Source organism: Shinella daejeonensis (assembly GCF_024281235.1).
Taxonomy (GTDB): domain Bacteria; phylum Pseudomonadota; class Alphaproteobacteria; order Rhizobiales; family Rhizobiaceae; genus Shinella; species Shinella daejeonensis.
Genome location: NZ_JAHWXY010000008.1, coordinates 74,004 through 99,114, shown reverse-complemented (window position 1 = coordinate 99,114; position 25,111 = coordinate 74,004). Strand labels below are relative to the sequence as shown.

Genomic DNA, 25,111 nt, shown 5'->3' with positions numbered 1-25,111 from the left:
CAGGGCGAACCTCCCCGAGACTGCAAGGATCCTCGTTTTGCTCTCCCGCACGCGCCTTTTCGAAAAGAGTTTTTCCGCCTTCCTGTTCGACATGGACGGCACCCTCATCAACTCGATCCCCGCCACCGAGCGCGTGTGGAGCGCCTGGGCGCTCAGCCACGGGCTCGACGTCGCCGCCTTCCTGCCGACCATGCACGGCGTGCGCGGCATCGACACCATCCGCAGGCTGGCCCTGCCGGGCGTCGATGCCGAGGCCGAGGCAAAGGAAATCGAGCGGCGCGAGATCGAGGACGTGGACGGGATCGTGCCGATTGCCGGCGCTGCCCGCTTCCTCGCATCGCTGCCGGCGGATCGCTGGGGCATCGTCACCTCGGCGCCCATCGCGCTGGCGCGCCGCCGGTTGGCCGCCGCCGGCCTGCCGGTGCCCGCCGTCATCGTGACGGCAGAGGACGTCGAGGCCGGCAAGCCCGCCCCCGACGGCTACCTGCTGGGCGCAAGACGGCTCGGCGTGGAAGCGGCCGACTGCGTCGTCTTCGAGGACGTGCCGGCGGGCGTTCGCGCCGGTGAAAGCGCCGGCGCAAGCGTCGCGGTCATCATCGCCACCCATACCCACCCAATCGAAACCACCCACCCGACACTCGACGGCTACGAGAACGTCGAGGTCCATGTGGAGGCCGATGGCCGGCTATCGCTGCTGCGCGCCGCCGCCTGACCGCGGCCCGCGCCGGATCGCCCGTCAGGCGTTGCCGATCACGATGCCGGCGGCCAGCACCAGGCCGCCGCCGAGCACGACCTGCATCGCCGCCCGGAAGAAGGGCGTGTCCATGTAGCGGTTCTGGATGAAGGCGATCGCCCAGAGCTCGACGAAAACGACGGCGATGGCGATGATCGTCGCCAGCATGAAATCCGGAATGAGATAGGGCAGCGTGTGGCCGAGCCCGCCGATGGTCGTCATGATGCCGGAGGAAAGCCCGCGACGCAGCGGCGAACCGCGACCGGAAAGCTTGCCGTCATCGTGGGCGGCTTCGGTGAAGCCCATGGAGATGCCGGCGCCGACCGACGCCGACAGGCCGACGAGAAAGGTCTGCCAGGTGTCCTGCGTGGCGAAGGCGGCCGCGAAGATCGGCGCGAGCGTCGAGACCGATCCGTCCATCAGGCCGGCAAGCCCCGGCTGCACATAGGTGAGCAGGAACTGCCGCCGCGCGGTCATGTCTTCCTCATCCTTCGCATCGGCCGGCACCAGCGTCTCGCCCAGACGGCGCGCCAGCGATTCGTGGGATTTTTCCGCCAGCGCCAGATCTCCGAGCAGCTTGCGCGTCGCCGCATCCTGCGTGCGCGCCGCCGCCTCCAGATAGAAACGATGGGCCGACGCCTCCATCGCCTCGGTCTGCTCGCGGATCCTGTCCAGCGGCATGTTGGCGACAAGCCAATCCGGCTTGCGCTCCGGGAAATCGCGCACGAACTCGCGGCGGATCAGCGGAATGCGGCTGCCGAAACGGGCCATATGCCGGTCGATCAGCTGCCGGCGGTGATGGTTTTCCTCCTCCGCCATTTCCTCGAAGACACGCGCCGAATGGGGATAACTCCCCCGCAGCATGTCGGCATAGGCGAGATAGATGCGCGCGTCATCCTCCTCGGAGGAAATGGCGAGCGCCAGAATTTCCTGTTCGCTGAGCGACTCCAGGCTGCGTTTGGCGGAACGGAAGAAGCGGGAGAGCATCGACGGCCTTTCTAGTTTAGAATAATTCTAAATATAGGCACTGGTATCGCCCGGTCAAGCTCGACACCGGCCCGCCGCCATGGCAAAGATGCGGGCATGAAGCCGATGCAGCGCCCTGACGGATACCCTTCGTGACATCCCCTCTCCGACCGCTTCCCGCCAGCGCCGACACCTATCTCGACCGGATCGGCCGGATGGTCGCCACCCGGTTGCAGCAGCAGACATCCGGCTATGAGCCCTATACGCCTTCCGATCCGGAAACGCTGGCGCGCACGCTCCGGCCCGGCGACGTCCTGCTTATCGAAGGCAATCAGAAGGTATCGGCGGCGATCAAATATCTCACCCAGTCGACATGGTCGCACGCGGCCCTCTTCGTCGGCGACGAGATACCGCTGACCCTCGACCAGGCGACACGGCCGGCAACCGACCGGCCGCAGCTCATAGAGGTCAATCTGGGAGAGGGGTGCGTTGCGGTGCCGCTGTCGAAATACCGCACCTACAATACCCGCATCTGCCGGCCCCTGGGATTGACGCCGGACGATCGCGATGCGGTGATCGCCTTCATGGTTTCAAGGCTCGGCCTGAAGTACGATACGAAGAACATCCTCGACATGCTGCGCTATTTCCTGCCGACGCCGCCGATCCCGGTGCGCTGGCGGCGGCGGATGATCGCCTTCGGTTCCGGCGATCCGACCCGCGCGATATGTTCGACGCTGATCGCCGAAGCCTTCGAGCAGATCCGCTATCCGATCCTGCCGCAGGTCGAGCGCGCGCCCGGCGAGACGGCGGCCTCCTCGCCCTATTCCCGCGAGGAAATCCTGCATATCCGCCATCATTCGCTCTATACGCCGCGCGATTTCGACCTCTCGCCCTATTTCGAGATCGTCAAGCCGACACTGAAATACGGCTTCGACTACAAGCGGCTGGAATGGGCGGACCGTGAGGGGCCGTAAAGCCCTTCACGTCTTTGCGAAAGAGCGGATCAGCCCTTGAGCGGCGAGATGGAAATCTCGACGCGACGGTTTTCGGCCCGGCCGGCTTCCGTGGCGTTGGAGGCGACCGGCCGATCCAGACCGTAGCCGATCGCCGACATGCGGCGGGTGTCGATGCCGGCCGAGGCCAGATAATTGGCGACGGAGACGGCGCGGCGTTCCGACAGGGCGAGGTTGTACTGGGCGCTGCCGGTCGAGTCGGTGTGGCCGTCGACGTCGATCAGCGTCTTGTCGAATTTGCGCAACACGATGGCCACCGAATCGAGCGTGCGATAGAAGGCCGGAATGACCTGGTCCTGATCGGTCGCGAAGGTGATGTTCGACGGCATGTTGAGGATGATGCGGTCTCCCGCGCGGGTGACCGAGACGCCGGAACCCTCGAGCTGGGCGCGCAGTTCGGCTTCCTGGGTGTCCATATAGTTGCCGACGGCGCCGCCCGCCAGCGCGCCGATACCCGCGCCGATCAGCGCGGCATTGCGCCGCTGGACCGGGTTCTTGCCGATCAGAAGGCCGGATGCGGCCCCGAGGCCCGCGCCGATCAGCGCGCCGCCGGAGGTGTTCGACATCTTCTGTTCGCCCGTATACGGGTCGGTCGTCGTGCAGGCGGAGAGAAAGATCGCGGCCGTCGCGACAATCGCGCATTTCTTGTACATCAAGGGGTCCCCAAACAGTTCCGGATGATTCTGCTTCAACCTAGCGATTGCGGCGGAAACAGGAAAGAGCCGGAAAAACCCTATTTTTCACGCGCCCCGGCGGAAGTCACGCCGACGCTTGCGGCCACCACCAGCGCCGTTCCCAGCATCTGGAACGCCGTCAGCGACTGCTCCAGGACGAGGAACCCCGCCATCGCGCCGAGCGCCGGTTCCAGGCTCATCAGGATGCCGAAGGCAGCGAGCGGCATGCGGCGCAGCGCCGTCATCTCCAGCGCATAGGGCAGGAGCGGCACCATGACGGCAAGGCCCAGCATACGCGTGAGCCCCTCCGGATTCATCGCCGCGCCCGCCTGCCACAGCCCGAAGGGCGCAGCGGCGGCGGTCGCCACGAGCAGCGACATCGTCAACCCTTCCAGCCCGGTAAAAAGACGGCCGGAACGCTTCACGAGCACGATATAGGCGCCCCAGCCGACGGCGGCGACGAAGGCGAAGAACATGCCGGCGGGATCGCCGATCCAGCCCTGGCCGTCCCGCGACAGGAGCCCGACACCGGCAAGCGCCGCGGCCGGCCAGAGAAGACGCCATCCGCCGCCGAGCGTCACGGTCGCCACCGCCAGCGGGCCGAGAAATTCGATGGCGACGGCAAGCCCCAGCGGAATACGCTCGATGGCGGTGAAAAAGCTGAGCGTCATGCCGGCGATGGTGACGCCGAGCGCCAGCGCGCTCAGCCATTGCGCCCGATTGTACCGGCGCAGCGGCGGCCGCACGATGGCCGTCAGGATTGCGGCGGCCAGCGCCAGCCGGAGGAAGGTGGTGGCGAAAGCGCCGTAATCCATGATCGCGACCGCGGAAAAGGCCGCGCCGAACTGGATGCTCGCCATGGAAAGAAGGCAGAGCGCGACGCCGGACATGAGCCCCGCATTGCCGGCACCCGGCAATCTGCCGCCCTTTTCCACTATCGCCTGCTGATCGGCCATCCCGTCTCCCTGCGGCCCGGGATCGACCGGGCCCGCCATCCTGCCTGCGCGTCCCGCAGGAGCGCACATGGCGAAAAATCCATAGTCGGGGCGACCGGCGTCAGCCCTCGATGCCCCGCAGCACATTGGCGACATTGAGGCCGATTTCCTCAACGCCGTAACCGCCCTCCATGCAGACCACCACCGGAACGCCGCTTCCGGCGATCGCCCGCCCCATGGCGAGGAAATCCGGCGTGGCCAGCTTGAAGAAGGAGATCGGATCCTTCTCGAACGTGTCGACCCCCAGCGAGACGACGATCGCCTCCGCGCCGAAGGCGGCGATCCGCTTCAACGCATCGGCCAGCGCCTCGCCCCAGACGGCATAGGGCGTGCCGGGCGGCATCGGATAATTGCGCGTCATGCCCTCGCCCGGCCCCTTGCCGGTCTCCTCCGCATAGCCGAGGAAATGCGGGAAGGCATCGGCGGGATCGCCGTGCAGCGAGGCGAAGAAGACGTCCGCGCGGTCGTAGAAGATGTCCTGGGTGCCGTTGCCGTGATGGAAATCGACATCGAGGATCGCCACCCTGCCCGCTCCCTTGTCGAGCAGGCGCTGGGCGGCGACGGCGGCATTGTTGATGAAGCAATAGCCGCCGAAACTGTCAATGCCGGCATGATGACCCGGCGGGCGGCAAAGGGCGAAGACGGACGCCGCGCCTTCCGCTACGATATCGGCGGCGGTGACGGCGGAGCGCATGGACGAGACGGCCGCCTCCCAGGTGCCCGGCGAGATCGCCGTTTCGGAAGCGTTGCAATAGTAGCCGAGCACGCCCTCGATATCGGTCGGGATGCGCGGCGAGGTGCGGCGGACGGGAAACGAGGTGGCGATGGCCTCGCCCTTGTAGCCAGCGGCCACCCAGCGTTCCCAGGCCGTTTCGAGAAAGGCGAGATAGCCGGCGTCATGCACCTTGAGCGCGGTTTCAAGCCCGTGCGCATGCGGCGCGGACACGTCGGTGAACCCCGCCTCCTTCACCGCCGCCAGGATCCACTCCGCCCGGAACGGGGCTTCGAAGGGCGGCACCAGTTCGCCCCCGAACAGTTCGGTCCGGGCATTCCTGAGCTTGTGATCCTCGGAAAATATGACGCGCACGAAAGGCTCCCTTCCTCGAATTCTCCCGGCGCGACGTTAGTGCATTTTTGCCGCAAGGCAACCGCCGGGCGCGTCGGCGCAGCCGCACCGGGGCCAGATGAAGGAGGGAAAATTATTTTCACCATGGCGCTGCGGCGACAATGCGCCACGCCCCCTCCCGCTATGGTGGCGACGTCGAATCGAAACGGGGAGAAATAGATGACGGGACCGGCGGTGCGGGCTTCTTCGCTCTTTTCCATTACCGCCATCGTCGTCTCCATGACCTTCGTGGCGATCGGCAACGGCATCATGCTCGCCTATGTGCCCTATGTCCTGACGCTTTCCGGCGCACCGGACTGGTCCTCGGGCGCCGCGGTGACGGCGATTGCCTTCGGCGGGCTGATCGGCTGCATCATCGCCGGACCGGTCATCCGGCGGGTCGGACACGCCCGCGCCTTCTCCTGCTCTCTCGCGCTGGTGATCCTCGCCGCGGTGCTGGTCGCCCTCGGTCTCAATCCGCTCGTCTGGGTGCTGGCGCGCGGCATCTACGGCGCGGCCGGAAACGCCAATTTCATCATCGCCCAGAGCTGGATCAACCACGCCAGCGACAACCGCTGGCGCGGCAAGGCCATGTCGTTCTTCTACATGACCTATCTGCTCGGGCTCGGCGTCGGAGCCTGGCTGTTCGGGCAATTGCCTGCGGAGGGCAATCTGGCGCCGCTCATCACCATCCTGTCGACGACGCTGGCGCTGCTGCCGATCGGCCTGACCCGCCTGCCGACGCCGCCGCCGCCCGCCCGCGTCAGCCTCGACTTCGCCATGGCCTGGCGCAATTCTCCGGTGGCGCTTGCCGGCATCCTCGCCGCCGGAGGCCTTTCCATGGTGGTGCAGGGGTTCACGCCGATCTTCGCGACAAGCCAGAAGGTGAGCCAGTCGGATGTGGCGCTGCTGATGTTTTCCATGCAGTTCGGCCTGCTCTTCGTGCAGTACCCGCTCGGCCTGCTGTCCGACCGCATCGACCGGCGCATCGTCCTGATCGCCACCTGCCTGCTCATCGCAGGCGCGGCGGTCGCCGCCCTCTTCGTCACGTTCCAGGCTTTCCTGCTGCTGATCTTCGTCTATGCGATCTGGGCGGGCGCTACGGAATCGGTCTATTCCATCGCCAACGCCCACGCCAACGACCGGACGGATCCGGAGGATTTCGTGCCGCTCGCCTCCACCATGCTCGTGGCCTGGTCGGTCTCCGCGACGCTGGTGCCGCTCGGGGTGACGGCGCTGACGCCGGTCCTCGGCGATCACACCTTCATCTATGCGGTGATCGCCGTCGCGCTCACCTATGGAGTGTTCGTCGCCACGCGGCTGCGCCGCCGCGAGACGGTGCCGCCCGAAGAACGCGAGAACTTCGAGCTCAGGAGCGCCCAGGTGCCGAACGCCGGCGCGCTCGTGGAAGGCGAACCGCCCCGGGAACCGTGAGCGGGATGGTGAACGAAGCGTTCATTTACCGCTTTGCCTGCGTGTTGCCCGCTGCTATATGGCGCGCATGAGCACCAATTCTTCGACGCCCCTCGATCACATCCGCAATTTCTCGATTGTCGCGCATATCGACCACGGCAAGTCGACGCTTGCCGATCGGCTGATCCAGGCCTGCGGCGGCCTTGCCGAACGCGAAATGAGCGCGCAGGTCCTCGACAATATGGAGATCGAGCGCGAGCGCGGCATCACCATCAAGGCCCAGACCGTGCGCCTGCATTACAAGGCGCAGAACGGCGAGACCTATGTGCTGAACCTCATCGACACGCCCGGTCACGTCGACTTCGCCTATGAAGTCTCGCGGTCGCTGTCGGCCTGCGAGGGCTCGCTGCTCGTCGTCGACGCCAGCCAGGGCGTGGAGGCCCAGACGCTCGCCAACGTCTATCAGGCGATCGACAACGACCACGAACTCGTCACCGTGCTCAACAAGATCGACCTTCCGGCCGCCGAACCCGACCGCATCAAGGAACAGATCGAAGAGGTGATCGGCATCGACGCCTCGGATGCCGTGCTCATTTCGGCCAAGACCGGCCTCGGCATCCCGGACGTGCTGGAAGCCATCGTCGAGCGCCTGCCCGCACCGAAGAGCGAAGGCGGCGAGAAAGCGCCGCTGAAGGCGCTGCTCGTCGACAGCTGGTACGACACCTATCTCGGCGTCATGGTGCTCGTGCGCGTCATCGAGGGCCGGCTCAACAAGGGCCAGTCCATCCGCATGATGGGAACGGGTGCGAAATATTCCGTCGAGCGCGTCGGCGTGCTGACGCCGAAGATGGTCGCCATGGATTCGCTCGGCCCCGGCGAGATCGGCTTCATCACCGCGTCCATCAAGGAGGTCGCCGATACGCGCGTCGGCGATACGATCACCGACGACAGGCGTCCGACGGACAAGGCCCTGCCGGGCTTCAAGCCGGCCCAGCCGGTGGTGTTCTGCGGTCTCTTCCCGGTCGATGCCGCCGACTTCGAGGAATTGCGCTCGGCCATGGGCAAGCTGCGCCTCAACGACGCTTCCTTCTCCTTCGAGATGGAAAGCTCGGCGGCCCTCGGCTTCGGCTTCCGCTGCGGCTTCCTCGGCCTTCTGCATCTCGAGATCATCCAGGAGCGCCTTTCGCGCGAATTCGACCTCGACCTGATCGCCACGGCGCCTTCCGTCGTCTACCAGCTCACCATGACCGACGGCACCGAGAAGGAACTGCACAACCCGGCCGACATGCCGGACATCGTGAAGATTTCCGAATTCCGCGAGCCCTGGATCAAGGCGACGATCATGACGCCGGACGAATATCTCGGCGGCATCCTGAAGCTTTGCCAGGACCGGCGCGGCATCCAGACGGAACTCACCTATGTCGGCAGCCGCGCGATGCTGACCTACGAACTGCCGCTCAACGAGGTGGTCTTCGACTTCTACGACCGGCTGAAGTCGATCTCCAAGGGCTATGCGTCCTTCGACTACAATCTGGCGGATTATCGCGAGAGCGACCTCGTCAAGCTGTCGATCCTCGTCAATGGCGAGCCGGTCGACGCGCTTTCCATGCTCGTTCACCGTTCCGCAGCCGACCGGCGCGGCCGCACCATGTGCGAGAAGCTGAAGGAACTGATCCCGCCGCATATGTTCCAGATCCCGATCCAGGCGGCCATCGGCGGCAAGGTCATCGCCCGCGAGACCGTGCGGGCGCTGCGCAAGGACGTGACTGCCAAATGCTACGGCGGCGACGCCACCCGCAAGCGCAAGCTTCTGGAAAAGCAGAAGGAAGGCAAGAAGCGCATGCGCCAGTTCGGCAAGGTGGAAATCCCGCAGGAAGCCTTCATCGCAGCACTCAAGATGGGCGACGAATAGGCCGGCGAAGCCACATCCTTGCGCGCCAGTTTCGAAGCAACGCGCCTCAGTGGTGCGGATGCAGCGCGTCGTTGAGATACATGCAAGTCAGCATGGTGAAGACATAGGCCTGAATGGCCGCCATCAGGAATTCCAGCGCCGTCAGCGCCACCGTCATGGCGAAGGGCAGCACCGCGCCCAGCATCCCGAGCGCGCCGAAGCCGCCCATCGACACGACGAAGCCGGCAAACACCTTGATCGTGATATGACCCGCCAGCATGACCGCGAAGAGACGGACGGAATGGCTGACCGGCCGGGACAGATAGGAGATCGTCTCGATCGGCACGATGATCGGCGTCAGGATGAGTGGCACGCCCTCGGGCACGAAAAGCCTCAGGAAGCCGAAGCCATGCCGGGCGAGGCCGTAAAGGGTCACGGTGGCGAAAACCAGCATCGCCAGTCCGAAGGTGACGATCAGCTGGCTCGTCACCGTGAAGGCATAGGGAAACATGCCGACCAGATTGGCGGTGAGGATGAACATGAACAGCGAGAAGACGAGCGGGAAGAAGCGCATCCCCTTTTCGCCCGCATTCGAGCGCAGCGTCGTCGCCACGAATTCCGTGACCATTTCGGCGGCGGATTGCCAGCGGCCGGGCACCAGTCCCCGCCGGCCCGTCGCCAGCAGCAGGAAGGCCCCCGCCACCCCGACGGTCAGCACCATATAGGCGGACGCATTGGTGAAGCTGAGGTCGATCCCCCCCATTTCCAGGGGGACAATGGGCTTGATCTCGAATTGCTCAATCGGTCCGGCCATCGGAAATCCTCGTCTTGGCGGCACCATGCAACCGCAAGCGCGGGGCGGCTGACCGGCCGATGAAGAAGGGAGAGGAGCGAAGGGTCCCGCAGGAGCAGCGTGCCGTTGCGGGCGCTGCCGCAAAGGCCGAAAACGGCGTTCCAGGACTGGCGGGATGATGTTTCAAGGCTTCATCTTCACTCTGCCGGCCAGCATATACCCAAAAAGACGCGCGCGCCTAGACCGCTGCCGGTGAAAAGGCGATCACTTGCGCCCGCCGTTTCCAGAACGGGCCTGAACGGTCGTCACCCAGGCGCGGGCAAGCGCAAGGCCCGTCGCCTCGGAGGCCGGTCCATATTCGGTCGCCAGCCCCGCGCGCCGCTCCAGCCAGCCGGGCGACAGCGCCTCGACCGTTTCGGGGAAATTCCGGACCCACAGGTCGACCACCGCGCGGTCGGCCTCGAAATGGAACTGCGTGCCATAGACCGCACGTCCGATACGGAAGGCCTGGTTTGCGGCCACGTCGCTTTCGGCAAGCCGCACCGCGCCCTGCGGCAACGCGAACGTATCGCTGTGCCACTGGAAGATCGCGAAGCGGTCGGCGGCAGCCGACAGGACCGGATCGGCCCGGCCTTCGGCCGTCAGCGACACGTCGCACCAGCCGAATTCGGTCGCCACGCCGATATGGTTTTCCGCCCCATAGGCGCGGGCCAGAAGCTGGCTGCCGAGGCAGACGCCGAGCACCGACTTGTCCTCTTCGCCGAACCGGCGCATCAGCCGGCTCAGCGCCGGAAGATAGGGGTGGCGCTCGTCGTCGAGCGCATTCTGCGGGCCACCCATGACAATGATCGCGTCATGGGCGCGATCGTCGCCGGGGATCGGCTCACCGGCATGCGGCCGGCAGATGTCGAGCGTCGCCCCCGCCTCGCAAAGCGCCGCGCCGATCCGGCCGAGTTCCGTCACCCTGTCGTTTTCCACCACCAGCACGCGCATGAGGCATCCTTTCCGCTCGAACCGGCCGGAGACAATCACGGGCGGCCGTTCCGTTCAAGAGCGATCCGGCGATTGTCGCGCGGGCCTGACGATGCTATCGCAGCCGGCAGAAGCGGGAGACGACCAGATGCGCGATACGACCCTTACCGAACTTTCGATCCGCCGCCCCGACGACTGGCACCTGCACCTGCGCGACGGCGCGATGCTGGCCGGCGTGATCGGCGACACCAGCCGGCATTTCGCCCGCGCCATCATCATGCCGAACCTGGTGCCGCCGGTGGTGACCACGGACGATGCGGCCGGCTATCGCCAGCGCATTCTCGACGCCCTTCCGCAAGGCGACCGCTTCGAACCGCTGATGACGCTCTATCTCACCGAGCACACGAATCCCGACGACGTGGAGGCGGGCCACCGCAGCGGGCTGATCCGGGCGGTCAAGCTCTATCCCGCTGGCGCCACGACCAATTCGCACAGCGGCGTGCGCGATCTCGCGAAGGTGATGCCCGTACTGGAACGAATGGCGAAGATCGGCCTGACGCTCTGCGTGCACGGCGAGGTGACGACGCCCGAGATCGACATCTTCGACCGCGAGGCCGTCTTCATCGAAACGGTGCTCGATCCATTGCGCGAACGGCTGCCGGAGCTGCGCATCACCATGGAGCATGTCACGACGAAGGACGGCGTCGACTATATCCGCACGGCCAAGGCCAATCTTGCCGGCTCGATCACCACCCATCATCTCATCATCAATCGCAACGCCATCCTCGTCGGTGGCATCCGTCCGCATTATTATTGCCTGCCGGTCGCCAAGCGCGAGGAGCATCGGCTGGCGCTGCGCGAGGCCGCCACCTCCGGCGACGCACATTTCTTCCTCGGAACCGATTCCGCTCCCCATGCCGATCCGCTCAAGGAATGCGGCTGCGGCTGCGCCGGCATCTATACGTCGATCAACACCATGAGCTGCCTGGCCCATGTTTTCGAGGAGGAAGGCGCCCTCGACCGCCTCGAAGCCTTCACCTCGCTCCACGGGCCGGCCTGGTACGGCCTGCCGCCGAACGAGGAGCGGATCCGGCTCCTGCGCCGGGACACGCCGGTCGTCTTTCCTGCCCGGCGCGATACGGGGGCGGGACCGGTGACTGTCTTCGACCCGATGTTCCCGCTTTATTGGGACGTCGCCTGAAATCCGGCCAGCGTCAGATGAAGGGCCGGGGCTGCCGCGTCAGCCCGTCCCAACCGGAAAGGGCAAGCAGGCCCTCGGCGTCCTCGATCTCGCAACCCCGGTCCTTCCAGCTTGCAAGCTTGCGCTGCGCCAGCCGGCGCAGGGTCTTGTTGGTATGGACAAGCGAAAGGCCGAGCGTATCTGCGACATGCTGCTGCGTGACGGGAATGAAACGCCGGTCGTCTTCCGCGGCCTCCCCGAGGGCGCGCGCCCGCTGGTGCAGGAAGGAAAGCAGATAGGCCGCCCGCTCCAGCGCGGAGCGCCGCCCGATGCTCAGCAGATGCTCGTCGAGGATGCGCTCCTCGTTTGCGGCGATCCAGGTGATGTCGTAAGCGAGGGAGGGATGCCTCTCGAAAAGCCTTTCCAGCCGCGACCGCTCGAAGACGCAGAGCGTCAGCGGCGTCAGCGCCTCGACGGAATGGTCCATTTCCCCCATCAGGCCGCTTTGCAGGCCGATGAGATCGCCGGGCAGCGCATAGTTGAGAATTTGCCGCCGCCCGTCCGGCAGAAGCTTGTAGCGGAAGGCCCAGCCGGACAGCAGGGTGAAGAGATGGGGACTATGGGTCTCCGCCACAAGGACGGTCGCCCCGCGCGCGACGGAAAGCTCTCCCGCCTTGAAATGCGAGACGAATTCCAGTTCCTCGGCGCTGAAATCGCGGAAAACCTCAAGCTTCCGCAACGGACACTTGAAACAGGGGGTACGCCAGCGCGTGTGCCGTTCCGCCGTGCCATTCGCCATTCCCGCCCCCTGCCATTCGGCCCGCCGGCCTTCGCAAGACCCCGACCCTCGCGATGGCAAACGTCGCATGCCACGGCTTGTTCCGCCGGGCCTCTAGCGGTTCCGGTTTTCACTGAAGCGGTAGAACCGCTCCATCTCTTTGTTCCAGCCGCATTTCCGGATGCAAAACCGTTTCACGCTTTTGCTGGAAAGGCTCTATGTCTTTTTTAAATGACGGCGGCGTCGGGGCGACGCAGATTGCATGCCCCCGTCCGGAAGGGCGGCGACGCAAGGAAACGACGACATGCAGACGTCATCACCGCATATCCTGATCGTCGAGCCGGAATTTCTGGTCGCGCTCGATGCGGAATATCTCATCACCTCGGCAATCGCCTGCCGCACCACGCTGTTGCAGCCGGATCAGTTCGACCGGTGGGACGCGCCATCGCTGGCAAAAATCGACCTTTGCCTGCTGGACCTGCCGTTCGACGCGGCGGAGGCGGCCCCGCGCATCGACCGCCTGCGAAAAGCCGGCGTGCCGCTGCTCCTGACCACCGCCAACGACCGGGCGGGACAGGGTCTCGCCACGCTCGAAGACCTGCCGGTGATCATGAAGCCCTATGACGGCGAAGCGTTGATTGCGCTGGTCAGCCGGTGGATGCGACCACCGGCCAGATGCCTCGAAAACTTCCGGTAAGACCCGAAATTGCCTCAGAACTGGCGGCCGATCCGGGCATCGACCGAATGGGCGTTGGATCCGCGGATGGCGAAGAAGAACAGGATCAGCGTCCAGAGAATCGACTTCTCCGCACCGCCGATGCCTTCACCCTGAACCACGCCGTGGAAATAGACGGTGACCGCCAGAACGATCGTCGCGGCGAAGGCCGCGGGACGGGTGAAAAGGCCGATCGCAATCAGGATGCCGCCAAAGAACTCGGTTATCGCCAGAAGCAGCGACCAGAGCGCGCCGGGATAAAAGCCCAGGCTTTCGACCATGCCGCTTGCACCGAAGGGATTGAGGATCTTGCCGTAGCCGTGGCTGACGAGAAGCAGGCCGGCGGCAAGGCGCAGGAGGGTTTCCGCGCTTTCCCCCAGCGCCGCATAGAGGCCGCCAAGCGACGGCAGGATCAGACGGGGGCGATTGGTGGCGGGCTCGGTCATCGGGGCTCCTGCTGGTGATGTTGCATCGCACACATTCGACCGGATAGAGCCCCGGGACAAGCGCCTGCCGATCAATCGGCGATAAAATGCATTGACATTTCCGTGAGGAACGCGTCTCCCCGGGGAACGGCCCGCGTGGGCCTCCGCGATACAGAGGAGACGTCCATGTCCGATGCAAGGCCTCGTGTTTCCATTCTCTACTGCACCCAGTGCAACTGGCTGCTGCGGGCCGGCTGGATGGCGCAGGAACTGCTGTCGACCTTTTCCGACAGCCTCGCGGAGGTGGCGCTCATTCCCGGCACCGGCGGCAGTTTCGAAATCCGGGTCGACGAGACCCTGATATGGGAGCGCAAACGCGACGGCGGCTTTCCCGGCGCGAAAGAGCTCAAGCAGCGTGTCCGCGACATTATCGATCCGCAGCGCGATCTCGGTCACGTCGACCGCAGCGGCACAACCGACGCCTGACCGACAGCGGGACAAAGCCCGCCGCCGGCGTCGCCTGCCTCAGCGGTAGGGCGAATAGCAGACCCGATAGATCCCGCGCCCCGCATGATAGCGGTCGGTGGCGGGATTATAGGTGCGGTAGCGGTTCAGGCACCAGCGCACATGCGCCCTGCCGCCGCCGTAGTAATAGCGCGGCCGCTCGTAGCGCGGACGATAGTAGGGCCGCAGGCGGTAGTGGTCGCGATAATAATACCGTGGCCGGTAATGGCGGCGCTCCCAGCCGCAATGGTAACCGAAGCAGAAAGCCTGGACCTTCGTCAACGCGCCGTTGCCCTCCGTCTGGACGTCGGGCATGGGGAACGGAGCGGCCTGCGATGCGCCGAGCGGCGCGAAGGTCGAGGCGGCGGTTATTGCGCAGCCGAAAATGACATTTTGAATTGCGGACATGTCGGTTCCTCAGACATATCGGGCTCGTTGTCCCGTTGCGTCCCTGATTTGCATTACGTTCAGGCTTTTTGTTTTATTGATGTCGGATCGGTGGTGAACCGGCGTTCGCCGGGAAAAACAGGAAGCGCTATGAGCCTCAAATTCGGCACCAGCGGCCTTCGAGGCCTCTCCAGCGAACTCGCCGGGCCGGCAAGCGCCCTTTATGTGCGCGCCTTCGCCCGGCACCTGCTTGAGAGTGGACAGGCGAAGCCGGGCGACACGGTGCTGGTCGGGCGGGATTTTCGCGAGTCCAGCCCGACGATCGCGGCAATCGCGATGGATGCGCTCCATGCCGAGGGCCTGCATCCCGCCGATTGCGGGACGCCGCCGACGCCGGCGCTGGCGCTGATGGGGCTTGCCCGCCGGGCAGCCTGCCTGATGGTGACCGGCTCCCATATTCCGGCCGACCGCAACGGCATAAAATTCTACCGGCCGGACGGCGAAATCGACAAGGACGACGAGGCCGCCATCACCCGCGCCGCCGAGGCGATCCGCAGCGCGGGGATGGCCGCCCCTGCCCGCATCACGCCGGAAGACCTGAGCGCCGAGACACTCTCGCTCTACGAAGCCCGCAATCTGGCGCTATTACCCACCGACCGCCTCAAGGGCCTCAGGATCGGCGTCTACCGGCATTCCACGGTGGCGCGCGACCTCTTTGTCTCCATTCTCTCCCGCTATGGGGCGGACATTATTCCGCTCGGGCATTCCGAAACCTTCATTCCCGTCGATACGGAGGCCGTCTCTGCCGAAACCGTGGCGCTGCTGTCCGGCTGGGCGCAGGCCGAGCGGCTGGACGCGATCGTCTCGGCCGACGGCGATGGCGACAGGCCGCTCATCGCCGACGAGGCCGGCATGCCGCTTCGCGGCGATCTTCTCGGCCTTATCGCAAGCCGTTTCCTCGGCGCGACCGCCGTCGCCACCCCCGTCACCTCCAATTCCGGCCTCGAAACGGCGCTTGGCGCGCGGGTTCTGCGCACCCGGGTCGGCTCGCCCTATGTGATCGCCGCGATGAACGAGGCGGTCGCGGCCGGCCAAACCGCCGTGGCCGGCTTCGAGGCGAACGGCGGCACGCTGACCGCCACCGCCTTTTCGGTCAACGGAGGCGTGCTCGCGCCGCTGCCGACGCGCGACAGCCTGCTGCCCGTTCTTGCGGTCCTTTCCCTGCTTGCCGGGGAAAGGCGCCCGCTTTCGGAAATTGCCGCAGGCTTCGGCCTGCCGGTCGCGGCAAGCGACAGGCTGGAGAATTTTCCTGTCGAGACAAGTGCTGCGCTGATGGCCGAGCTGCGCTCCGGCGCGGGGGCGCTGTCGGCCTTTCTCGCACCGCTCGGCGCACCGCTTGAAACGAGCGATATCGACGGCCTGCGCGTGACGCTTGAAGACGGCCGCATCATCCACTTCCGCCCCTCCGGCAACGCCCCGGAAATGCGCTGCTACGTGGAAGCCGAAAACGACGCGTCCGCAGCAGCGCTTCTGAATGCCGGGCTCCGGCGCATCCGCGAGTGGGCGGCGGCGCGCTGACCAATCCGCCAGGCCGTCGCGAAAACTTCAAAATGCCTGTTGACAGCAGCCGGCCGTCCTCGTACATGCCTCTCCGTCGCCCAGATGGCGGAATTGGTAGACGCGCAGGTTTCAGGTACCTGTGCCGCGAGGCGTGGAGGTTCGAGTCCTCTTCTGGGCACCATTCCTTTTGTTTCAAGGTGTTTAAAACACCACCCTGCGTCCCGAAAATTGGACATAGGGAATTCAAAACAAAAGGATTTCCGCGAAGACGTTGTTTTAGTCCGTGCCTATCTGTTTCAGTGCATTTGGCTTGCAGTCATAGCCGATGTACGGTCCAAGGTACGGCTCACAAAATACCCGACCGTTTGTGAACCGTACCCGATCTGACGCAAAACACAGCGAAATCCCTTAGCTATTCGTTAATGATACAAGTAACTCTCAAAGTTATTTCTAACTTTTAATTTTACTTCCTCCGCGCGCGGCCCTACCTGCAGCACAATAGGACAGCTCAGGGAATTTGACTATGATCGCCGCACGAGACGCAAAGGACCTAACGGACGAAGATATCGATCTGGCGAGGGAGCCGGATGTTGATCCCGCATTCGCCAGACGAATGAAAATCGCATGCGACAAGATCAGAGACATGCCGGCTGACAAGGGTCGATCGACCTGGATAATGCAGCAGATGAAGATGAACGGCATCAACGTGAGTCTTCAGACAGCATACCGCTGGTATCACGGCCGGGGCCGCCCCCGGAACCAGAAGCTGCTCATGCTGGCCAAGGTGCTCGGCGTGGACAGCGCATGGCTGGCGAACGGCGATATTCCCGAACTCGACTTTGCCGAGAAGAAGCACTTCAACGCGGCTGCTGACGCGAGCGTCAACGTGGTCATGGGCTTCGTCCAGATGGCAGGCTGGCAATGCGCCTTCCCCGAGGAAGACGACCCGAACCGCGATGCCGTTCATTTCTATTCGATCATCAAGGGGAAGCAGCACCGCTTCCATGTGAGCTACGGTCTCAAGGAAGACGACGGGAGCTACGTGTTTTCTGCCCCGGTCGCACATGAGAAATGCACGGTGGTGGGCCTCATCGAAACGAAGCCTCTGCATGTCGAGTTGTTACAAATCCCCTCGGAAGCCATCGAAGCAGCAGGGTCGGCGCGGACGGGCAGCATCAGGGTCGAGATCGTCAAATCAGGATCGGCATGGGTATCGAAATCACATAAGGTTCAACGCATCGGCAACTTCTCTCAATCGTTGATTTGACGCAGCACGGGTCAAGGCACGGGCCATATACATTCAGACATTAAGATGGTTCAATATATTCAATATGATACGCAACCATCAGGAGTCCTCTCCTGGGCACCATTCCATTCAGAACGCATTGATTGCGTTCGCTTTTCATCCCTTTTTCATAGTCGATCACAGTCCCCGGCGGGATGGTGCGTCCTGTGAGATGGGTTCTGGTGGCGCATGGGCGCAAATGATGGCGGCGCGGGCACTGTTTTTGTGCTTTCATGACGGCCGGCCGAATCGGCCCTTATCCGTGACCACCAGACGTTCCAGCCGCCGAACCCTCGCAAGCTTTCGATATCCATGTCCCTTGAATCCGTCCGCGCCTTTTTCCAGCAGCATGCTCCCGATATCCCCGTTCTGGTCACGGAGGAAAGCTCCGCCACCGTCGCACTGGCGGCTGCCGCCCATTCGGTTGCGCCCGAACAGATCGCCAAGACCATCTGCCTCAGGGTCGGCGAAGACGTCCTGCTGCTCGTGACCAGCGGAACCGCGAGGCTCAGCAACCGCAAGTTCAAGGACCGTTTCGGCGGCAAGCCGCGCATGCTGGACGCCGATACGGTGATCGCCGCGACCAGCCATCCGCCGGGCGGCGTCTGCCCCTTCGGCCTGCCGTCCGCACTTGCCGTCTATTGCGACGAATCGCTGCGGCCCTTCACCGAGGTGGTGCCGGCGGCAGGCGCGACCAATGCGGCGGTGCGCATCGCCCCGCTTCGCATGGCCGAACTCGTTTCGGCGCAGTGGGTCGACGTCTGCGAATAGGCACGGGGCCGGCGATCGCGACGGCGCGCATTTCCTGAAAGACTTTCGTCGAAATTCACGGCAATTGCCGTCTGGCGCAAAAGCGTGACAAAAAGCACTATGCCGGACTTGCGGACGGCAGGCTTCCCCGGCGAAGCGGCCGCCTGCGGCCGGACGGACGGAGGAGATGCCCGGCCGGCTGTCAATGCAAGGCGACGCCCCTGGCGTTCGCCATTGGGGGGAGAAAACATGTTTGAACGGCTTTTCAAGCTCAGTGAGCACCGCACGTCCGTCCGCACCGAACTGGTGGCCGGCCTGACGACGTTCCTCACGATGTCCTATATCATCTTCGTCAACCCGGATATCCTGTCATCGACCGGGATGGATCGCGACGCGGTCTTCGTCGCGACCTGTCTGGCCGCCGCCCTCGGCTCGGCCATCATGGCGCTCGTCGCCAACTGGCCGATCGCCATGGCTCCCGGCATGGGACTCAATGCCTTCTTCGCCTTCACCGTGGTCGCCGCACTGGGCTTCACCTGGCAGCAGGCGCTGGGCGCGGTGTTCATCTCGGGCATGATCTTCGTGATCCTGACCGTCACCGGCATCCGGCGCTGGCTGATCGACGGCATCCCGCATTCCCTCCGGAGCGCGATCGCCGCCGGTATCGGCCTGTTCCTCGGCATCATCGCGCTGAAAAGCTCCGGCATCGTCGTGGCCAATCCCGCAACGCTCGTCGGGCTCGGTGAACTCACCGCGACGGGGCCGCTCCTGGCGATCCTCGGCTTCTTCATCATCGCCGTGCTCGATGCGCTGCGGGTCAAGGGCTCCATCCTGATCGGCATCCTCACCGTCACCGTGCTGTCCTGGTTCCTCGGCGTCAGCGAATTTCAGGGCCTGGTCTCGGCGCCGCCTTCGATCCTGCCCACCTTCTTCCAGCTCGACATCGTCGGCGCGCTGCACGGCGGCCTGCTGCACGTCATCCTTGTCTTCGTGCTCGTCGAGGTCTTCGACGCGACCGGCACGCTGATCGGCGTCGCCAAGCGCGCGAAGCTCATCGAGGAAGGCAAGCCGAACCGTCTCGGCCGCGCGCTGCTGGCCGACAGCACCGCCATCGTCGCCGGTTCGATGCTCGGCACGAGCAGCACCACCGCCTATGTCGAAAGCGCGTCCGGCGTACAGGCCGGTGGCCGCACCGGCCTTACCGCCCTCGTCGTCGCCGTGCTGTTTCTCGCCGCCCTGTTCATCGCGCCGCTGGCCGGCTCCGTGCCGACCTATGCGACAGCGCCGGCGCTGCTCTATGTGGCCTGCCTGATGATCCGCGAACTGGTCGACGTCGAATGGGAGGAACTGACGGAAGCGGCGCCGGCGGCGCTGACGGCGCTCGCCATGCCGTTCACCTATTCCATCGCCAACGGACTGGCCTTCGGCTTCGTGAGCTATGTCGTGCTGAAAGCCTTCACCGGCCAATGGCGCGCCATCCATCCGGCAACGCTGATCGTGGCGGTCCTCTTCGTGATCCGCTTCGCCTTCTTCGCCGAATAGAGCATTTCCAGCAAAAGTGTGAAACGGTTTTGCGCCCGGAAATGCGGCTAAGAAAACAGGTGCCGCTACGGAACGGCTGACCGCAAACGAAAGCAACGGGGCCGCGCGGCGAGCGTGGCCCCCTTTGCTTTCGTGGACACGGCCGCCACCGGCCGGCCGCGTCAGAAACCGAAGGCGCGCTGGGCGGAGGGCGGCGGTCCGACACCGATACCCTCCAGCGCCAGCATCTTCAGCTTCGCCTGCGCGCCGCCCGGAGCGGAAAAACCGCCGACCCGGCCGCCGGCCGCCAGAACCCGGTGGCAGGGAATGATGAGCGCCACCGGATTGCGCGCCATGGCCTGGCCCACGAGGCGCGCGCCTTCCGGCCCCGCATCGACCGCCCGGGCAAGCGCGCCATAGGTCGTCGTCTCGCCCCAGCGCAGGCGGCGCGTCTCGGCGTAGATCGTCCGGAAGGTCCCGCTTTCCGCCGAAAGGTCCAGCGGCACATCGGTGAAATCCACGGCCTCGCCGGAAAAATAGCGCTGGACGGCGGTAACGGCGGCACGGACGAAATCCGGCGGCGCCCCCGTCCCGGCGACCGCGCCGTCGCGCAGGAGCAGACGGCGCACCGCCGCCGCATCGGCGGCGGGAAGCTGGAAACGCAAAATGCCCGCACCGCTCCAGGCGACGCCGCACGGCCCGCCCGCCGTCTCGAAAACCAGATGACCGGCCGCTTTCGACATGGCCGTCTCTCCTTCCATCCATTCTCCCGCAGGATCCTCCCCCGGCCGACGGGGATCAACCCGTTTTTCACTGGCCGGGCGATCTTTTCCGCAGCCGTTTCCATGCAATAGCCCCTCTCGCAATTGTCGCGGCGAAGACGATATATAGTCGACGGCACATTCCGCCGCCGATCAGAAAGGACGATCCGCGCGCACATGCTCGACACCTTCTATGCCTATTGGCCGCATATCCTCGTCGTCCTGTCGCTCGTCCTCGGCGTTCCGGCGGCCATTCATGCGACGATGACGAAGGAGGAAGTGCGGGCGGCAATCGGCTGGGTCGGCGTCATCATGCTGTCGCCCGTTGTCGGCGCGCTGCTCTATTCCATCGCCGGCGTCAACCGCATCCGCCGCAAGACGCTCAACCTCGGCCGCGAGGGTCTGCTGGCCGACGGCCACCCGAAGACCGGTCACGAGGTCTCCGGCGAGCATGTGCAATCCGCCTTTGGCGGGGCGCTCGCCGCCATGCAGCGGCTCGGTGACAACGTCAGCCGCGGCCGCCTCACCAGCGGCAACCGCATCGCCATGCTTTCCAACGGCGACGAGGCCTATGGCGCGATGCTGGAGGCGATCGGGCAGGCGAAACGCTCGGTCCTGCTGGAAACCTATATCTTCGACCGGGACGCGGTCGGCAGACGCTTCGTCGAGACCCTTGCGGCGGCCGTGCGGCGGGGAGTGGAGGTCCGGGTGGTGATCGACGCGGTCGGCGCGCGCTATTCCATCCCCTCCATCGTGGCGGACCTGCGCCGCGCCGGCGTGCCGGTCGAGGTGTTCAACGGCAATATCGTCATGGGCCTCCGGCTGCCCTATGCGAACCTGCGCACCCACCGCAAGATCCTGGTCGTCGACGGCGCCGTCGGCTTCACCGGCGGCCTCAACATCCGCGCCGGCTTTTCCACCGTCCATGCCGGCGAGGCCGCCGCGCTCGACACGCATTTCCGCGTGACCGGGCCGATTGTCCGCGATCTGTTCCGCACCGCCTATGAGGACTGGCGCTTTTCCGGCGGGCGGGTGCTGGCGGGTCCTGCCTGGCAGATCCCCGCACAGCCGGATGCGCCGGGAAACGGCATGCTGGCGCGCGTGGTTTCTTCCGGCCCCGACAAGAGCGTCGAAAGCAACCATCGCATGCTGATGGGAGCCGTCTCCATTGCCAAGCGGCACATCCACATCATGTCGCCCTATTTCCTGCCCGACCGGGAACTGATCAGCGCCATCGCCACCGCCGCCCGGCGTGGCGTGGAGATCGACATCGTCGTTCCCGCCGTCAACAATCTCAAGCTGGTGGATCTCGCCATGACCGCCCAATTCGACCAGCTCCTGAAGGCGGGGTGCCGCATCTGGCGGTCCGCCGGAACCTTCAACCACTCCAAGCTCACGGTGATCGACGGCGTCTGGAGCTATATCGGCTCGTCGAATATCGACCAGCGCTCGCTGCGATTGAACTTCGAGGTGGACATCGAGGTGATCGACGGCCCCTTCGCCGACCTGATCGGCAGGCGCATCGCCCTTGCTCTTTCCCAGGCGGAGCAGGTGAAGCTCGACGCCTTGCGCGCGCGGCCTTTCCTGCGTCGGCTTATCGAGCGCGTCACATGGCTTGGCTCACCCTATCTGTAAGCTCGTTGCCGTAGGAGCGCTCCCATATCGCCTTGAGGTCGATATGCGCCTTGATCGGCAGATGGTCGGAGGCGATGCGGGCCAGCGGCGTGTCGTGGGCGTCAAGGGAGGTGACGAGGTCGTGCGGATGGCCGAGCGCCCGATCGAGCGCCAGAACGGGAAAGCGCGAGGGAAAACTCGGCACCGCGCCAGCGACCGGATCGAAGACCGGCTTCAGGCGGGAGAGCGAGGAGCGGTCGCCGACACGCCATTCGTTGAGATCGCCGACGAGCAGCGTCGGCATGTTCTCATCCTCGGCGACCGAGGCAAGAACCGCCATCGCCTGCTGCTCGCGCGAGCGCCTGAGCAGGCCGAAATGGGCGGCGACCAGCCGCAGGCGGCCCGTGGGGAAATCCAGCGTCACCACCAGCGCGCCGCGCGGCTCGACGCCCGGCAGCTTCAACTGCCGGACGGCGCAAACCGCACCCTTGCGGATCATGATCATATTGCCGTGCCAGCCATGGCCGGAAGACGACAGCGCGGTGATCGGCACCGGAACGAGGCCGCAATCGCGCTCCAGCGCCTCCAGGTCGAGCAGGCCCGAGCGTTTGCCGAACCGCTTGTCGGCTTCCTGGATGGCGATGACGTCGGCGTCCATCTCGGCAATGACGGCCGCCGTGCGCTGCGGATCGAAGCGGCGGTCGACGCCCACGCATTTGTGCACATTATAGGAGGCAATGACGGTATCGCCGGGGCGATTGTTTTCCGCCGACCGATGGCCCCGCCGTTTGCGGATGGCCGTCAGCAGCGCCGCCGGCGCGAGCTTTGCGTTGTTGTTCCTGTCCACCAAATTTTCCTCGTGGCCTTGTCCCATCATATGGGGGCACGGACACGCGCCGCAACCGCAGCGGCGCGGAAAATGCCGGAAAGCCCGCTTTCGGGCAAGTTGCCGGTCGATTTTGTCGCGCCTTTGGCCTAGGGTCCAGCGCCCTTCCGTTCACCCTTTGCGAGAAACGACGCCATGTTCGAGACGCTTGCCCGCCAGCCCGATGATCCATTGCTCGCCCTGATCGGGCTCTTCCGCGCCGATACGCGTCCCGGCAAGGTCGATCTCGGCGTCGGCGTCTATCGCGACGAGACGGGCGCGACGCCGATCCTGCGCGCGGTGAAGGCCGCCGAACGGCGGCTTGTCGAGACACAGGCGACCAAGGCCTATGTGGGACCGGAAGGCGACGCCGTCTTCCTCGAGCGTCTCTGGGAACTGACGGCGGGGGCCGAAGGCCGGGGCCGCGCGATTGCCACGCTCCAGACGCCCGGCGGTTCCGGCGCGCTGCGGATCGCCGCGGACCTGCTGGCCAAGACCGGCGCCGGAACCGTGCGGCTCGGCCTGCCGGGCTGGTCCAATCACGCCGCGATCTTCGAGACCGCAGGCCTTTCGCTCGCCCCTTATCCCTTCTTCGACATTCCCTCGCAGACCGTGCTTTTCGAGCGTATGACGGACGCCCTGTCGCAGGCTGCGCGCGGCGAGGCCGTTCTGCTGCATGCAAGCTGCCACAATCCGAGCGGAGCCGGCCTTTCGACGGCGCAATGGCGCATGGTCTGCGACATCATCGCCGCGCGCGGCCTCATTCCGCTTATTGACATCGCCTATCAGGGCTTCGGCCGCGGCCTTGACGAGGACGCGGCCGGGCTGCGCATGCTGCTGTCATCCGTCCCCGAAGCGCTGGTGGCGGTGTCCTGCTCGAAGTCCTTCGGGCTCTATCGCGAACGCACCGGCGCCGTCTATGCCGTCTGCGAGACGCCCGCCGCAGCGCTTTCCGTGCGCACCAACCTGGCGGCTTTCGCGCGCGTGAACTATTCCATGCCGCCCGATCACGGCTCGGCCATCGTCAGCGCCATTCTCGGCGACGAGACGCTGAAGGCCGACTGGATGGCCGAGCTTGAAGGCATGCGGCAGCGTATCACGGCGATCCGCACGCGGCTTTCCGCCAGCCTCGCGCAGCGCTGGCCGGCGCTCGAGGCCATCGCCGATCAGGAAGGCATGTTCTCGCTGCTGCCGCTCGATGCGGCGGACGTGTCACGGCTGCGCGATGAACACGCGATCTATATGCCCGCCTCTGGCCGTATCAATATCGCCGGGCTGAAAAGCCTTGAGGTCGAGACCGTCGCGGAGAAGTTCCGCAGCCTCTGAACGTTCGGAAGGCTCAGGCAGGCCCACTTGCAACCATGGAGATCTTAATGACCGTCACGATCTACGGCATAAAGAATTGCGACACGATGAAGAAGGCGCGCGCCTGGCTCGACGGCCGCGGCATCACCTATCGGTTCCACGATTACAAGACCGAGGGTATCGACGCGACGAGCCTGGAGCGCTTCGTGGCGGCGCTCGGCTGGGAAACCGTTCTCAACCGCGCCGGGACCACGTTCCGCAAGCTGCCCGAGGCGGAACGGCAGGATCTCGACGCAGCCAGGGCGATCGCCCTGATGCAGGCGCAGCCCTCGATGATCAAGCGGCCCATCCTCGACCGCGACGGCGCGCTTACCGCCGGCTTCAAGCCGGAAATCTATGAAAGCCTTTTCTGAGCGGAAACCGCGATGTCCAGAACCACCCGGGCGACCCAGGCGCTCGTGAAGGCCGGCCTTTCCTTCACCGTCCACACCTATGACTACGATCCGGGCGCCGACCGCATCGGTCTCCAGGCGGCCGACGCGATCGGCGAGGACGCGTCGCGCGTCCTGAAGACGCTGATGGCGGAGGTGGACGGCAAACCGGTCTGCATCATCGTTCCTTCCAGCCGGGAGGTGAGCATGAAGAAACTCGCCGCCGCCTTCGGGGGAAAAGCCGCGCATATGATGAAACCCGCCGATGCCGAGCGGATCACCGGCTATCATGTCGGCGGCATCAGCCCTTTCGGGCAGAAGAAGCCGGTGCCGACGGCAATCGAGGAAGAAGCCCTTGGCCATGCCGCCGTCTACATCAACGGCGGCCAGCGCGGGCTCCAGGTCCGGCTTTCGCCGCAAGACGCGCAGGCGGCGCTGAAGGCCATCGCCGCCTCGCTCGTCGCCTGATCCGCCT

The 25,111-nt window shown here is 65.2% G+C and carries 26 protein-coding genes and 1 tRNA gene; 16 read left to right on the top strand and 11 right to left on the bottom strand.

What is annotated here, in order from left to right; all coding sequences use genetic code 11:
- Nucleotides 1-37 precede the first annotated feature (37 nt).
- Nucleotides 38-712, top strand: coding sequence for an HAD-IA family hydrolase (locus KYK29_RS17215; protein WP_367881006.1), 675 nt, complete (start codon nucleotides 38-40; stop codon nucleotides 710-712).
- A gap of 24 nt (nucleotides 713-736) precedes the next feature.
- Here the strand turns inward: KYK29_RS17215 and mbfA are convergent, their stop codons facing one another.
- Nucleotides 737-1,720, bottom strand: coding sequence for an iron exporter MbfA (gene mbfA, locus KYK29_RS17210; RefSeq protein ID WP_254692129.1), 984 nt, complete (start codon nucleotides 1,718-1,720; stop codon nucleotides 737-739).
- A gap of 194 nt (nucleotides 1,721-1,914) precedes the next feature.
- On the opposite strand from mbfA, the gene KYK29_RS17205 reads away from it, so the two are divergent.
- Entirely contained in the window at nucleotides 1,915-2,673 is a 759-nt protein-coding gene (locus KYK29_RS17205; RefSeq protein WP_254692192.1) for a C40 family peptidase, read from the top strand.
- 29 nt (nucleotides 2,674-2,702) lie between these two features.
- On the opposite strand, the gene KYK29_RS17200 is transcribed toward KYK29_RS17205, so the two are convergent.
- From KYK29_RS17200 to KYK29_RS17190, 3 genes are all read right to left on the bottom strand, one after another.
- Entirely contained in the window at nucleotides 2,703-3,365 is a 663-nt protein-coding gene (locus KYK29_RS17200) for a YiaD family glycine zipper/OmpA-like lipoprotein (protein ID WP_254692128.1), read from the bottom strand.
- 80 nt (nucleotides 3,366-3,445) lie between these two features.
- Nucleotides 3,446-4,342 (bottom strand): EamA family transporter, encoded by an 897-nt coding sequence (locus KYK29_RS17195; protein ID WP_254692127.1) that lies wholly within the window; start codon nucleotides 4,340-4,342, stop codon nucleotides 3,446-3,448.
- Between the two features lie 100 nt (nucleotides 4,343-4,442).
- On the bottom strand, nucleotides 4,443-5,468 hold the full coding sequence (locus KYK29_RS17190; protein ID WP_254692126.1) for a histone deacetylase family protein: 1,026 nt from the start codon (nucleotides 5,466-5,468) through the stop codon (nucleotides 4,443-4,445).
- A 198-nt stretch (nucleotides 5,469-5,666) separates the two neighbouring features.
- On the opposite strand from KYK29_RS17190, the gene KYK29_RS17185 reads away from it, so the two are divergent.
- Nucleotides 5,667-6,920 (top strand): MFS transporter, encoded by a 1,254-nt coding sequence (locus KYK29_RS17185; protein WP_254692125.1) that lies wholly within the window; start codon nucleotides 5,667-5,669, stop codon nucleotides 6,918-6,920.
- 58 nt (nucleotides 6,921-6,978) lie between these two features.
- Nucleotides 6,979-8,811: a translation elongation factor 4 gene (lepA, locus tag KYK29_RS17180; protein WP_254692124.1), complete on the top strand. Its 1,833-nt coding sequence runs from the start codon at nucleotides 6,979-6,981 to the stop codon at nucleotides 8,809-8,811.
- A 46-nt stretch (nucleotides 8,812-8,857) separates the two neighbouring features.
- On the opposite strand, the gene KYK29_RS17175 is transcribed toward lepA, so the two are convergent.
- Both KYK29_RS17175 and KYK29_RS17170 read right to left on the bottom strand, forming a co-directional pair.
- A complete protein-coding gene (locus KYK29_RS17175; RefSeq protein ID WP_254692123.1) occupies nucleotides 8,858-9,604 on the bottom strand; it encodes a F0F1 ATP synthase subunit A in 747 nt (248 codons plus the stop codon).
- A 243-nt stretch (nucleotides 9,605-9,847) separates the two neighbouring features.
- A complete protein-coding gene (locus KYK29_RS17170; RefSeq protein WP_254692122.1) occupies nucleotides 9,848-10,576 on the bottom strand; it encodes a type 1 glutamine amidotransferase in 729 nt (242 codons plus the stop codon).
- Nucleotides 10,577-10,703: 127 nt separating this feature from the next.
- Here KYK29_RS17170 and pyrC point away from each other — a divergent pair, with 127 nt between their 5' ends.
- A complete protein-coding gene (pyrC, locus tag KYK29_RS17165) occupies nucleotides 10,704-11,756 on the top strand; it encodes a dihydroorotase (RefSeq protein ID WP_254692121.1) in 1,053 nt (350 codons plus the stop codon).
- Between the two features lie 13 nt (nucleotides 11,757-11,769).
- Here pyrC and KYK29_RS17160 read toward each other — a convergent pair whose 3' ends face one another.
- Nucleotides 11,770-12,534, bottom strand: a complete 765-nt coding sequence (locus tag KYK29_RS17160) for a Crp/Fnr family transcriptional regulator (RefSeq protein WP_254692120.1) — start codon at nucleotides 12,532-12,534, stop codon at nucleotides 11,770-11,772.
- Between the two features lie 283 nt (nucleotides 12,535-12,817).
- Between KYK29_RS17160 and KYK29_RS17155 the strand changes: the two genes are divergently transcribed.
- Complete coding sequence (locus tag KYK29_RS17155; protein WP_254692119.1) at nucleotides 12,818-13,210, top strand: hypothetical protein; 393 nt, start codon at nucleotides 12,818-12,820, stop codon at nucleotides 13,208-13,210.
- 14 nt (nucleotides 13,211-13,224) lie between these two features.
- Here the strand turns inward: KYK29_RS17155 and KYK29_RS17150 are convergent, their stop codons facing one another.
- Nucleotides 13,225-13,674, bottom strand: coding sequence for a DoxX family protein (locus tag KYK29_RS17150; protein ID WP_254692118.1), 450 nt, complete (start codon nucleotides 13,672-13,674; stop codon nucleotides 13,225-13,227).
- Nucleotides 13,675-13,839: 165 nt separating this feature from the next.
- On the opposite strand from KYK29_RS17150, the gene KYK29_RS17145 reads away from it, so the two are divergent.
- Nucleotides 13,840-14,139 (top strand): Rdx family protein, encoded by a 300-nt coding sequence (locus tag KYK29_RS17145; RefSeq protein ID WP_254692117.1) that lies wholly within the window; start codon nucleotides 13,840-13,842, stop codon nucleotides 14,137-14,139.
- A 39-nt stretch (nucleotides 14,140-14,178) separates the two neighbouring features.
- Here the strand turns inward: KYK29_RS17145 and KYK29_RS17140 are convergent, their stop codons facing one another.
- Nucleotides 14,179-14,565, bottom strand: coding sequence for a BA14K family protein (locus KYK29_RS17140; RefSeq protein WP_254692116.1), 387 nt, complete (start codon nucleotides 14,563-14,565; stop codon nucleotides 14,179-14,181).
- Nucleotides 14,566-14,694: 129 nt separating this feature from the next.
- On the opposite strand from KYK29_RS17140, the gene KYK29_RS17135 reads away from it, so the two are divergent.
- The 5 genes from KYK29_RS17135 (at nucleotide 14,695) to KYK29_RS17115 (ending at nucleotide 19,681) form a co-directional block, all read left to right on the top strand.
- On the top strand, nucleotides 14,695-16,122 hold the full coding sequence (locus KYK29_RS17135) for a phosphomannomutase (protein WP_254692115.1): 1,428 nt from the start codon (nucleotides 14,695-14,697) through the stop codon (nucleotides 16,120-16,122).
- A gap of 78 nt (nucleotides 16,123-16,200) precedes the next feature.
- Nucleotides 16,201-16,285 (top strand) — tRNA-Leu (locus KYK29_RS17130).
- A 342-nt stretch (nucleotides 16,286-16,627) separates the two neighbouring features.
- Entirely contained in the window at nucleotides 16,628-17,371 is a 744-nt protein-coding gene (locus KYK29_RS17125; RefSeq protein ID WP_254692114.1) for a hypothetical protein, read from the top strand.
- A gap of 330 nt (nucleotides 17,372-17,701) precedes the next feature.
- Nucleotides 17,702-18,160, top strand: coding sequence for a YbaK/EbsC family protein (locus KYK29_RS17120; protein WP_254692113.1), 459 nt, complete (start codon nucleotides 17,702-17,704; stop codon nucleotides 18,158-18,160).
- Nucleotides 18,161-18,388: 228 nt separating this feature from the next.
- Nucleotides 18,389-19,681 (top strand): NCS2 family permease, encoded by a 1,293-nt coding sequence (locus KYK29_RS17115; RefSeq protein WP_254692112.1) that lies wholly within the window; start codon nucleotides 18,389-18,391, stop codon nucleotides 19,679-19,681.
- 161 nt (nucleotides 19,682-19,842) lie between these two features.
- On the opposite strand, the gene KYK29_RS17110 is transcribed toward KYK29_RS17115, so the two are convergent.
- Nucleotides 19,843-20,403: a methylated-DNA--[protein]-cysteine S-methyltransferase gene (locus tag KYK29_RS17110; protein WP_254692111.1), complete on the bottom strand. Its 561-nt coding sequence runs from the start codon at nucleotides 20,401-20,403 to the stop codon at nucleotides 19,843-19,845.
- 195 nt (nucleotides 20,404-20,598) lie between these two features.
- Between KYK29_RS17110 and KYK29_RS17105 the strand changes: the two genes are divergently transcribed.
- Nucleotides 20,599-22,056 carry a phospholipase D-like domain-containing protein gene (locus KYK29_RS17105; protein ID WP_254692110.1) on the top strand — a complete coding sequence of 486 codons (1,458 nt, stop codon included), beginning with the start codon at nucleotides 20,599-20,601 and terminating at the stop codon, nucleotides 22,054-22,056.
- Here KYK29_RS17105 and KYK29_RS17100 read toward each other — a convergent pair.
- A complete protein-coding gene (locus KYK29_RS17100) occupies nucleotides 22,028-22,882 on the bottom strand; it encodes an endonuclease/exonuclease/phosphatase family protein (RefSeq protein ID WP_254692109.1) in 855 nt (284 codons plus the stop codon). The two genes, KYK29_RS17105 and KYK29_RS17100, sit on opposite strands and share 29 nt — an antisense overlap.
- A gap of 174 nt (nucleotides 22,883-23,056) precedes the next feature.
- Between KYK29_RS17100 and KYK29_RS17095 the strand changes: the two genes are divergently transcribed.
- Genes KYK29_RS17095 through ybaK form a run of 3 tightly spaced genes read left to right on the top strand, consistent with a single transcriptional unit; the run spans nucleotide 23,057 to nucleotide 25,104 of the window.
- Nucleotides 23,057-24,226: an amino acid aminotransferase gene (locus KYK29_RS17095; protein WP_254692108.1), complete on the top strand. Its 1,170-nt coding sequence runs from the start codon at nucleotides 23,057-23,059 to the stop codon at nucleotides 24,224-24,226.
- A gap of 47 nt (nucleotides 24,227-24,273) precedes the next feature.
- Nucleotides 24,274-24,618 (top strand): ArsC family reductase, encoded by a 345-nt coding sequence (locus KYK29_RS17090; RefSeq protein ID WP_254692107.1) that lies wholly within the window; start codon nucleotides 24,274-24,276, stop codon nucleotides 24,616-24,618.
- A 12-nt stretch (nucleotides 24,619-24,630) separates the two neighbouring features.
- Nucleotides 24,631-25,104, top strand: coding sequence for a Cys-tRNA(Pro) deacylase (ybaK, locus tag KYK29_RS17085; protein WP_254692106.1), 474 nt, complete (start codon nucleotides 24,631-24,633; stop codon nucleotides 25,102-25,104).
- Nucleotides 25,105-25,111: the final 7 nt, after the last annotated feature.

What these genes read in the sequence shown, in the direction of transcription:
- KYK29_RS17175 (WP_254692123.1), bottom strand. Translation starts at nt 9,604, where the DNA reads ATGGCCGGACCGATTGAGCAATTCGAGATCAAGCCCATTGTCCCCCTG.
- KYK29_RS17110 (WP_254692111.1), bottom strand. Translation starts at nt 20,403, where the DNA reads ATGTCGAAAGCGGCCGGTCATCTGGTTTTCGAGACGGCGGGCGGGCCG.
- KYK29_RS17170 (WP_254692122.1), bottom strand. Translation starts at nt 10,576, where the DNA reads ATGCGCGTGCTGGTGGTGGAAAACGACAGGGTGACGGAACTCGGCCGG.
- KYK29_RS17185 (WP_254692125.1), top strand. Translation starts at nt 5,667, where the DNA reads ATGACGGGACCGGCGGTGCGGGCTTCTTCGCTCTTTTCCATTACCGCC.
- ybaK (WP_254692106.1), top strand. Translation starts at nt 24,631, where the DNA reads ATGTCCAGAACCACCCGGGCGACCCAGGCGCTCGTGAAGGCCGGCCTT.
- lepA (WP_254692124.1), top strand. Translation starts at nt 6,979, where the DNA reads ATGGCGCGCATGAGCACCAATTCTTCGACGCCCCTCGATCACATCCGC.
- KYK29_RS17095 (WP_254692108.1), top strand. Translation starts at nt 23,057, where the DNA reads ATGTTCGAGACGCTTGCCCGCCAGCCCGATGATCCATTGCTCGCCCTG.
- KYK29_RS17125 (WP_254692114.1), top strand. Translation starts at nt 16,628, where the DNA reads ATGATCGCCGCACGAGACGCAAAGGACCTAACGGACGAAGATATCGAT.
- KYK29_RS17150 (WP_254692118.1), bottom strand. Translation starts at nt 13,674, where the DNA reads ATGACCGAGCCCGCCACCAATCGCCCCCGTCTGATCCTGCCGTCGCTT.
- KYK29_RS17115 (WP_254692112.1), top strand. Translation starts at nt 18,389, where the DNA reads ATGTTTGAACGGCTTTTCAAGCTCAGTGAGCACCGCACGTCCGTCCGC.
- KYK29_RS17090 (WP_254692107.1), top strand. Translation starts at nt 24,274, where the DNA reads ATGACCGTCACGATCTACGGCATAAAGAATTGCGACACGATGAAGAAG.
- KYK29_RS17105 (WP_254692110.1), top strand. Translation starts at nt 20,599, where the DNA reads ATGCTCGACACCTTCTATGCCTATTGGCCGCATATCCTCGTCGTCCTG.
- mbfA (WP_254692129.1), bottom strand. Translation starts at nt 1,720, where the DNA reads ATGCTCTCCCGCTTCTTCCGTTCCGCCAAACGCAGCCTGGAGTCGCTC.
- KYK29_RS17195 (WP_254692127.1), bottom strand. Translation starts at nt 4,342, where the DNA reads ATGGCCGATCAGCAGGCGATAGTGGAAAAGGGCGGCAGATTGCCGGGT.
- KYK29_RS17135 (WP_254692115.1), top strand. Translation starts at nt 14,695, where the DNA reads ATGAGCCTCAAATTCGGCACCAGCGGCCTTCGAGGCCTCTCCAGCGAA.
- KYK29_RS17160 (WP_254692120.1), bottom strand. Translation starts at nt 12,534, where the DNA reads ATGGCGAATGGCACGGCGGAACGGCACACGCGCTGGCGTACCCCCTGT.
- pyrC (WP_254692121.1), top strand. Translation starts at nt 10,704, where the DNA reads ATGCGCGATACGACCCTTACCGAACTTTCGATCCGCCGCCCCGACGAC.
- KYK29_RS17140 (WP_254692116.1), bottom strand. Translation starts at nt 14,565, where the DNA reads ATGTCCGCAATTCAAAATGTCATTTTCGGCTGCGCAATAACCGCCGCC.
- KYK29_RS17145 (WP_254692117.1), top strand. Translation starts at nt 13,840, where the DNA reads ATGTCCGATGCAAGGCCTCGTGTTTCCATTCTCTACTGCACCCAGTGC.
- KYK29_RS17200 (WP_254692128.1), bottom strand. Translation starts at nt 3,365, where the DNA reads ATGTACAAGAAATGCGCGATTGTCGCGACGGCCGCGATCTTTCTCTCC.
- KYK29_RS17205 (WP_254692192.1), top strand. Translation starts at nt 1,915, where the DNA reads ATGGTCGCCACCCGGTTGCAGCAGCAGACATCCGGCTATGAGCCCTAT.
- KYK29_RS17120 (WP_254692113.1), top strand. Translation starts at nt 17,702, where the DNA reads ATGTCCCTTGAATCCGTCCGCGCCTTTTTCCAGCAGCATGCTCCCGAT.
- KYK29_RS17155 (WP_254692119.1), top strand. Translation starts at nt 12,818, where the DNA reads ATGCAGACGTCATCACCGCATATCCTGATCGTCGAGCCGGAATTTCTG.